This window comes from Pseudopedobacter sp. (assembly GCF_040392825.1).
Classification (GTDB): Bacteria; Bacteroidota; Bacteroidia; order Sphingobacteriales; family Sphingobacteriaceae; genus Pseudopedobacter.
Genome location: NZ_JBEBVH010000147.1, coordinates 1 through 9,784, shown reverse-complemented (window position 1 = coordinate 9,784; position 9,784 = coordinate 1). Strand labels below are relative to the sequence as shown.

Annotated in this window: 6 protein-coding genes; all 6 read right to left on the bottom strand. The window is 39.0% G+C overall.

Going from position 1 to position 9,784, the window contains the following annotated elements; genetic code table 11:
• Positions 1-1,354 (bottom strand): glycoside hydrolase family 43 protein (locus ABWO41_RS11340; RefSeq protein ID WP_353137772.1); only part of this gene is annotated, 1,354 nt, incomplete at its 3' end.
• 40 nt (positions 1,355-1,394) lie between these two features.
• Positions 1,395-2,762, bottom strand: coding sequence for a glycoside hydrolase family 43 protein (locus ABWO41_RS11335; RefSeq protein ID WP_353137770.1), 1,368 nt, complete (start codon positions 2,760-2,762; stop codon positions 1,395-1,397).
• 19 nt (positions 2,763-2,781) lie between these two features.
• Complete coding sequence (locus ABWO41_RS11330) at positions 2,782-4,188, bottom strand: glycoside hydrolase family 43 protein (RefSeq protein WP_353137768.1); 1,407 nt, start codon at positions 4,186-4,188, stop codon at positions 2,782-2,784.
• A gap of 12 nt (positions 4,189-4,200) precedes the next feature.
• Positions 4,201-6,792, bottom strand: a complete 2,592-nt coding sequence (locus ABWO41_RS11325) for a glycoside hydrolase family 31 protein (protein WP_353137766.1) — start codon at positions 6,790-6,792, stop codon at positions 4,201-4,203.
• Positions 6,793-7,086: 294 nt separating this feature from the next.
• Entirely contained in the window at positions 7,087-9,111 is a 2,025-nt protein-coding gene (locus tag ABWO41_RS11320) for an NPCBM/NEW2 domain-containing protein (RefSeq protein WP_353137764.1), read from the bottom strand.
• Between the two features lie 17 nt (positions 9,112-9,128).
• A partial coding sequence (locus ABWO41_RS11315; RefSeq protein WP_353137762.1) for a carbohydrate-binding protein occupies positions 9,129-9,784 on the bottom strand: 656 nt, incomplete at its 5' end.

The window sequence follows — 9,784 nt, the reverse complement described above, 5'->3', positions numbered from 1 at the left end:
CTTTCTTTCCGCTAAAAGGTATTCGGGCTGCCTCTTGGGGAGTCCCAGTAGTGGCATTTTCCATAACCAGGTATTTTTTCCCTTCTATCATTTTAACTCCTACCAATCCATAATTTTTTTGCAATAGAGACAATCCAGCAAAATCACCGTCTTTCATTCCCGACACATCTACAGCTGTAGATCCGGAACATGTCGGACCTATTGTGCGCTGGGTTAGTGTATTTCGAGCTTGCAAAAAGCTACTATCTATACGTCCGGTTTGTAATCTCAGGTAACCTTTTCTTTTGGTTACAGACCACAGACTATTATCCGGATTATGATTCCATTGCCATACTAAAGGTAAACCGGGTTCCCCTTTTTTTCTTGAAAAATCGTCTGAATTTACGATATGGGGAATCAAACTTTTGTTGGCCGGAAGATTTAAGGTATAAGGAACCTTGCCATCGACACCTAATACAGGCCAACCATCTTCCCATTTTACCGGGACTAAAAACGGAATACGTCCAACTGCACCATAATCCTGAAATAAATAGGCATACCATTTTCCATCAGGCATGTCTATCAATCCTCCTTGTGCAACACCTTTATCTTGAAGAACAACGCGTCCTTCATAAGGTCCATCTATCTTATCTGAGCGATGTACGATTACAGTACGCATACCTCCGGGAGGCCAAGAAATATTAAACAGGTAATATTTCCCATTTATTTTAAATAATTGCGACCCTTCGGCCGGAAGTCCGCCACGAACTCCTTCGGGTGTACTGGGTAAAGTTGCATTTTCAATAAGTACACGTTGAGTTTCGGGTTTAATACCTGATAAATCTGGCTGCAATTCTACAATATTTAACTTTCCGCCACCCCATATCATATAGACCTTCTCGCCTTCAAAAAACAAGGTATGATCATGCATCATGGGTTTAAATTCTTTAACTTTCCATGGACCTTTTTCTATGTCTTTTGTAGTATAGATGTAAGTTTTCCCAGTGGTCTGGGCGAATGTACTTACATAATAGGTACCATTATGATAACGCATACTGCTTGCCCATGATCCTCTTCCGTAAGTATTCTTTCCATTAGCCAAATTAAGCTCATCCATGTTTGCTAACGTATCATAAGCATAACCTATCAGTTCCCAATTAACCAAATCTTTTGATTTCATAATCGGTACCCCGGGATTCATATGCATAGTGGTACTACTCATATAGTAGTTTTCTCCAACTCGTATCATCGACATATCCGGGACATCCGCAAAAATAATGGGATTGTGAGCACTCATTGGCTCCGGAGATTGAGCTTTTAAGAAAAAGGCAATAAACAAAATGGTCAAAACCATTAAACTAAATTTTAACTTCATATTTAACTATTTGAGTTCTTAAAACTTTACGCCTTTCTATTTATTTGCTAAATTTCCAATAATCGAAATACATAATATTAGACGGCGCCTTCCCTTTAAAAACAAAATATACATCCTGGATACTTGTAATTTTCCTATCCAGCTTCACATTTACAACTTCCCACCTATCATCTCCACCTGTAAGAGGAACTTTTATAGTCCCTGCAATTGGCCCCTCCTGACTTCCCAACCTAATCTCCATTGTAACTCCCCCGTTATGAGTAGTGCCAACTCTGGCTGAAAATGCAGAAGCACCTATATCACCAAAATCTACATTTTTAGCACTGGTATAGGCTCCATTTTGCAATGCCTTAACAAAAACCCCTACTTTGTCATTTTGAAAAGCCTTTACATGCTCTGACCATGAAATTGTTTCGGCCTGTGTTAGCTGATAAGGATTCAATGTAGCTATCCCCTTGGTAATTCCTTCTGTCATTTTCATTTGAGGGATTGTGCCGTCTTTATTGAAGTTTAGCTCTTGCACACATACCGAGCGTGTAAAACCACTTCCTCCAGGTAAAGCTCCATTGTGATAGAAGAAATAAGTCTTGCCTCTAAAATCTATAACACCCGGATGATTTGTAAATGATTTACCCTCTGCAGGCATGACGATACCGCCATATTTCCATGGCCCTTTTGCGCTTTTACTTGTAGAATAACCTATAAATTCTGGAAGCGGGCCACCAGGCCAGAAAAGATAGTATAAATCCTTACGTTTATACAACCACGGACCTTCTTCATATTTAGTAGGTCGCTCGGGATTACCGTCTCGTTTTCCAAAAGATTCTTCAGCCATTGGAACTTCTATAATATCTCCCGAATAAGATATCATATCTTCGTTCAATTTTACATACTTAAGTTTTGGGTTTCCCCAGTACATATGAGCCTGTCCATCATCATCTATAAAAACTGTTGGATCAATATCTCCCCACTCACTCTGCACAAGTGGTTTACCTAATACATCGTAAAACGGACCTAACGGACTATCACCTACTGCTACGCCAATAGCACCTTTGTTATTTACTTTGGAAACAACAGGAACATATAAATAGAACTTTCCGTTTTTCTCTACGCATTGTGCAGCCCAGGCATCTCCTTTTGCCCATGCAAAATCTGAGTATTTTAGAATTGTTCCGTGATCGGTCCAGTTCACCATATCATTTGTAGAGTAAACTTTCCAATCATTCATATTAAACCACGTGGATTGATCTTCGTCATGCGTTGTGTAGACATATAAACGGTTATTATATACCATAGGCGCGGGGTCTGCGGTGTACATGGTCTGAATTATCGGATTCTGAGAAAATGCACCATTTACCCAGAAACAAAATGCATAAGCAAATAATATATTAATTCTTTTTATCATCATGATTCTAAAAACTAAGGTCTTACTTCTTAAAAGTCCAGTGATCAAAATTGAATAGCTCACGTCCCGCAGTGATATTTTCGCCTTTGAAAACAAAATATACATCATGCACTCCTGAAACTTTTTTCACTATTGTGGAAGTCAATGTTTTCCAGGTATTCCAACCTCCAGTCCGTGGTACATCAATACCAGCTATTTTTGTACCTCCAACACTATCAATACGCACCTCAAGTATACCTCCGTCAAGTCCCGCAGCAACAGTCGCTGAAAACTCTGTAGGAGAACTTTTACCAAAGTCTACAGCTTTTACCTTTATAAATCCTCCGGTTCGAATATCAGTTACATATACCCCAATTACTTTGCTTTCTTTGGTGCTACATTTTTCTGACCATGCTATTGTTTCCGCCTCATTTCGTTGATATGGATTTAATACGCCTACTGGTTCAACTCCATTTTTAGTCATATTTATTGAAGGTATAGATCCATCTGCATTAAATTTAAACTCTTCAATTGCAGAAGATCGGCCGTAACTTCCACCTTTAGGCAGTAAGCCGGTATGATAAAACAAATACGATTTACCTTTGAAGTCTATAATGCCCCCATGGTTAGTAAAACTATTCGTCGGTTGATCAGTCATAATTTTACCCTGATATTTCCAGGGACCTGTTGGCTTATCGCTTATTGAATAAGATAAACATTCGGTTCCTTTCGTCATCCCTGCATACATAAGATAATACTTGCTATTACGTCTAAATAACCAGGGACCTTCTACAAATACATCTTTGTATTGCTCTCCTTTTTGCAGGACTTCTTCGGGACGTCCAGGACGCCTTAAACCGCCAAATGCTTCTACAGATTGCGGAACTTCTACAATCTCTCCGGAATAAGACACCATGTCTTTATTCAATTTCACATAAAAAAGAGTACCGTTACCCCAATACATATAAGCCTGTCCATCATCATCCATATACACCGTCGGATCGATATTAGACCAACTGCCATTACTTATTAAAGGTTTTCCAAGGGCATCTTTAAATGGACCGGTTGGACTATCTGACACGGCTACTCCTATTGCCATATCGTTATTTACTGTTTGCGCACAGATATACCAATAAAACTTTCCGTTTCTTTCTATACATTGGGCAGCCCAAGCCCTATCTCTGGCCCAGGAAAAAGACTCCAAAGAGATAGGTACACCATGATCGGTCCAGTTTGCCATATCGCTGGATGAATACACCCTCCATTTAGTCATGTAATAGAAGTCAAAGCCTGGAATATCATCGCCAGCATACATATATACCCTATCTTTATATACCATTGGCGCCGGGTCTGGTGTAAAATTTGTTTGTACTACCGGATTTTGTGCCGATGCTATAAAACCTATTCCAGAAAGGACCAAGACACTGTACGCGATTTTAAGTTTTTTCATATAAATTGGTTATTAAATTTTTAGAGAAAGAGGATTGCCTTCATATATTACTTTTTGCTCAACAATCTCTCCGTCTAGCCCAACAATCCTTATATTAAACGCTCTTTTTTCGATACTTCCTTGAAAAGTCCCCACACGTTTTCCTATTGTAAGCAATCTTTTTTTCTCATCCCATGAAATTGGAATCACGGTATAACGCTCCTTTTCATAATTGTAATTATCTCCTTCATCTTCATATAGCTCGAAAAAGCCGTTGCTACCGCGATATATATCAAGCGTTAAGGCTTCATTTGATTTTTCAGATGAATATTGCATAACTGGGCCTAAGGGAATAATAGACCCCGATTTAATAAATAAAGGAATTTTATTTTTTGAAGCATCCGCCATTACTTCCCGGCCGCCTTTTTGAATTTTATTTGTCCAGAAATCAAACCATAAGCTTCCTTCGGGAAGGTAAACCTTCCATTCTTCAATTTCTGGTTTAACTACAGGAGCAACTAAGATGGCTGGACCAAACATATATTGATAAGGTTGCTTTATTGCATTTTCGTCTCCTTTAAAATCCATTACCATAGGACGCATTATGGTAGTATTGTTTCGATTGACGTCCCCTGCAAGAGAGTAGATATATGGTAGAAGCCGATAGCGAAGATTAAGTAGTTCCCGCATCTCAGCTTCTACCTTTCCGCCATATTTCCATGGCTCCGTTTCTGATTGATAGCCATGCATTCTAAAAATCGGGCAAAACACACCCCATTGAAACCAACGCATCAGGATATCATGATATTTTTGATCATGATATTGAGAGGCTACCGGTCGAAAGAAACCGCCAATATCGGTAGTCCAATAAGGCATTCCTGTTAAAGAAAAATTCAGTCCGGCTACAATTTGCCTTTTATAGGTATCCCAATCCCAGCCAATATCGCCAGACCAGTTAATTGTTCCGTAACGCTGTTGGCCGGGAAAAGCAGAACGCGTTAATATAGTCACCCTTTTGTCCGGATTTGTCGCTCTCTGTCCCTCGTAAACGGCTTTACTAACAAATAAAGGATATGTTAAACGATAGAATTCACCTTGTCCGAAATATGTATTTTTATCTTTTAAAGCATCGTTTTCTGGTTCTGTTGCATCCATCCACCAGGAATCAACACCATGCTTAAAAAGGTTTTGATTTAGGGCATTCCAATGCACTTTTTGCGTTTGGGGATTATAAATATCAATCCAGGGACTGTCTTTGATGTATAATCCTTCATAATCTTTTGCTACGCTTGATTTCTTATCCAGATTCTCCCATACCGAGATAGAAAATTTTGCATTTAAATCATGTAATTCCTTTATAAATTGACTCGGATTTGGATAATTAGCTTCATCAAACTTCGGAACTCCCCATCCATATTTCCCCCAATATTGCCAATCCTGGACAATCACATCTAATGGCAATTTTCTTTTTCTGAATTCTTTTACTGTTTCTACCAGATGTGAAGAAGACGTATATCTTTCCCTGCATTGCCAATAGCCAAAAGCCCATTTCGGTAGCATAGGTACTTTTCCTGAAAGGTCCCTATATGTTGAAATAATATCATCAGCATCCTCGCCTAAGAAAACTACATAGTCTAAAGATTTAGCATTTGGCGAGCGAAAGGTTGTAACGTTACCAGCTTTTCTCCAATGTAAGGAAGGAGTATTTGTAGATTTACATACCACTTGTACTTGATGTGTTCCCTCTTTCAGCTTCACTTTAGCGCTTACTGCAGGAGGTAACCACAAATTTGACTGATCTATAATTGGTTGTCCGTCTATCACCAATAAATGGCGATTATCCATATCTCCCAAATCCAACATAAAAGTATATTCACCATCGCTCTCCAAATGAAACTTTCCTTTATATAAAGTTTGTTGCTGCGAAACTTTTTGTGTTCCGCTTGTACTCGTTACCTCTCGCTCCCTACTATTGGTGTAGGACTCTTTATTTAATTTAATAATGCTGTCTGCGGGATTAAACCATGACAGCCCGTATTGATGCCATAAAATTCCATATCCTTTAGATGAATACAGAAAAGGCAAGGCAATTTGACTATTAACCTGAATTAACTTTCTACTTAGATTTTTTAGATTGTAGTGCCCGTCCTGAAATTGACCTAAACCGAAAAGATACTCATCGGGCTTAGATTCGAAACCTTGTTCGGCGATGTAACATGGTTCTGAATGAACTGTATTACTGCTTAATTTACGGCTATTTAGCGCCTCGTTTAGTATAATCTTTCCCTTTTTATCAAGGAAGCTTAGCGTAGATGTTTTTTTATCAAATAAAACGCTATAGTCGTTTGTTACAAGTTTTAACAGGGATGTAGTTTCTGAACAATTGAACGGAGGAACAGGTTGTTGATTAACCAGAACAAACTCGCGTTCTTCCTCAGTCAAATCCTTTGTCCACTGTATTCTTACCGCTTTACCGTGAATTGGTTGGATATTCAAAAAACCTTCGGAAAGCCTCACTTTCAATCCATCTTGCTGAATGGTATGACTGGTGTAAGTCTGTCCATTTAATAGCAATGGAGTTAACACAAACAGATATATGAAAAAATTACTTTTAATTTTAGACATATTTATATGGGTTACCTTATGATAGTATTAAACTAAAATCGAAATAAGAAATAACTTCCGTAATTCGTCTTCCGTATCATATGAATTATAAATACTAAAAGCTTTTTTTTGATCGGGCGATTTTACAGTTACGTTTTGAGCGAAAATCTTACAGAAAGAAAATGAAAAGACAATTATTAAAATGATTTTTTCGGGCGAATATTTATTACAAAAAGTCCTCATTATATTCATTTTAAATGTTTCCGATTATTTATATTTTTCCTTTTTTCTAAGCTCAATCTGGTTAGAAGCGCATTATTTAGTCCCCGTAAACTTATAATAAGCAACACCGTGTGCCGGAATTTCAAGTGCTAAACTCTGGTTTGATGTGTTGATTTTTGCAATATTTTTTTGTCTCCAAAGATCACGTACGGTTTGATGTTCTGTAATCCCCAATTTTTGAAAATCCTTGTACGACATATTTACCTTTTCTCTTCCGAAATTGGCAAACGCCACTGCTTTTCCTCCGTCTTCTAATTCTTTTACATAAATCTTTAGCTCGCCAATGGTTTGCTGGCAGCCCCCTTGTTTACCCAGTGCATCCTGATTTACTGCAATTACCTCGTCATTTGTAAGTAGATTTATTGTAAAATCGTCCAATTTCTCCAGGTCACAACCAATAAGCAACGGCGCCGAGAAAATACTCCAAAGGCTGATATGTAAGTATTGTTCATCTGGTTTCAGGCGGCTTTGGTGTGCATTACCCCAACCAACAACACCTACAACAAGCATATCCGGATCATTCCAGTTGCCCGGTTTGGCGTATGGCGCAGCTTTGTCCTGCGCTAAAGCAATACTTTTTACACTTGCCCAGGTATCGGTAATATCATTGGTGGTACGCCAGGATTGGGCATCGGCATCATCTCCCCATTTCCATACATCGCCCATACCGTATTGACAAAGATTGTATACAATATCTCTTGACTGTTTTTTTAGCAAATCTCCCATCAGTTTAAAAGGCTTAACACCTTTATCCAGATCTCCTCCACCCTGAAATGCAAGAGAAGGCACCTTATTAGGGTCGTTATCTGATAAACCATCTATCACACCTCCATAGCTGCACCAATCATACTTAAGATAATCGAATCCCCATTTTGCATAACTCTCCGCATCTTGTTTTTCGTAACCATAACTTCCTGCACAGCCGCCACAGGTCCACGGACCGGGGGAAGAATAGATTCCTGCTTTGAGACCATTGGAATGCATATAATCGGTAAGTCCTTTCATATCTGGAAACTTGGAATTGGTAAGGATATATCCGTTCTCATCTCTCATTTTTCCTTTAAAAGAAGAATCTTTGCCATCTCTGTTATATTGCCAGGAATCATCAATATTAATGTAATTCCAGCCATGATTTACCAGCCCTGTTTTAATAAGCGCATCAGCGGCGCGTTTTACTTTTTCGGCAGAGACTTCGTGTCCGAAACAGTTCCAGCTGTTCCATCCCATCGTAGGCGTTAGGGCTATTTTGTCTCCGCATTCTATTCTTAATTTTTTTGAGGCTGAACCTTTTGCGTTTTTAGCGGATAGTATCACTTCATAAGTCCCTTTTTCTGCGATTTTTCCGGTAATGATTCCGGTCTTTGTATCAACTGCCAAACCTTTTGGCAGATTCTTCACAGAAAATGTCATCGGTCTTTCTCCGGTAGCGGGAATTCTGAAGAGAAACGGTGAACCAGGACGCACTCCGTAAAAGCTTGCTGAGTTGATACGTGGAGTAACGGCAGGTTTTGGCGTTAAAATATAAGGGGTAGATGCTATTGGATTAAAGGTTTCAAAAGAAGAAACGCCTACAGCTTCGAACCTGGCATTGGCCCAATTTGCGTGGTCATAGTATGGGCCATTACCGCCATCGGTTACTACCAGCTCCAACTGATTGATGCCTTGTAATGAAACTGATACCGGTCTTGCTTTGTCCCCGAGACGCATTATTCCGCTAGACCATATTTTTTTATTATCTCCGTAAATCTCAAATTCTACAGCAGGTGTTTGTCCGGTAATTTCATCATCAATTCCTACCCATGCGGAAAAATGTTTGGCTTTACCATTGAGCTTGATCAAAAGTGAACTTTCTGCGTGTGTGCCGAAACCTCTGTCGAAAGTTTCGCCGGCAATAGTCATTTTTTTCCCATCTACCGAGGTGTTAATTCCCGGTTTACCATGTCCCTGAGTAGCTACACTCAAATCCAGCTTGTCTAGCCAAACTGTAGATTGTGCTTTAGAAAAATTCCCAGAAAACAAAAACACTAAGACGGTTAAGAATATTGTATTCTTCAACATTATTTTAAAAAATTTAATCAATTAAATTCCCACCAATCGAAGTAGAAAAGATCTTTTTCGCCTTTAAAAACGAAATATAAATCGTGGATTTCTTTAGTGCTTTTTAATGGCGTGTTAACTGTCTTATAGATATCTCCCTCGCCTTTTCCGCTAACATTTACGACGCCCAATAAAGGTCCATCAATAGCATCTATACGTACTTCTATTTTTCCTCCGTAAAGAGATGCAACATTCACATCCAAAGATTTCACACCTTTCGAAAAATCTACACCCTGCACCTTGATATAGTCACCATTATTAATAGAAGTAACAATAATACGATCCGTGATTTTTCTACCTCTGTTATACGGTTGATTGCGTTCCCATTCCGTCACCATTTCCGTCTTTACACCTTCGCTATAAGCAATTGTTTCCGCCTCATTTCTTTTATAAGGATCAAGAGTACCTACTCTTTTTGGAGCATCTGTCGTCCAGAAAGGAAGTTTCTGAATAGTTCCATCCGCATTATAGTTAAGTTCTGTCACCGTAACAGAGCGACGCTCATAATGCTTGCTCATTGTTTGCATTCTAATTCCGTGGTTGAACCCGAAAACATATGCTTTGCCTTTGTAATGTATAATCCCTGGATGATTACCACTGGATCTTTGATCGCCCTCCATAATAACTCCTCCGT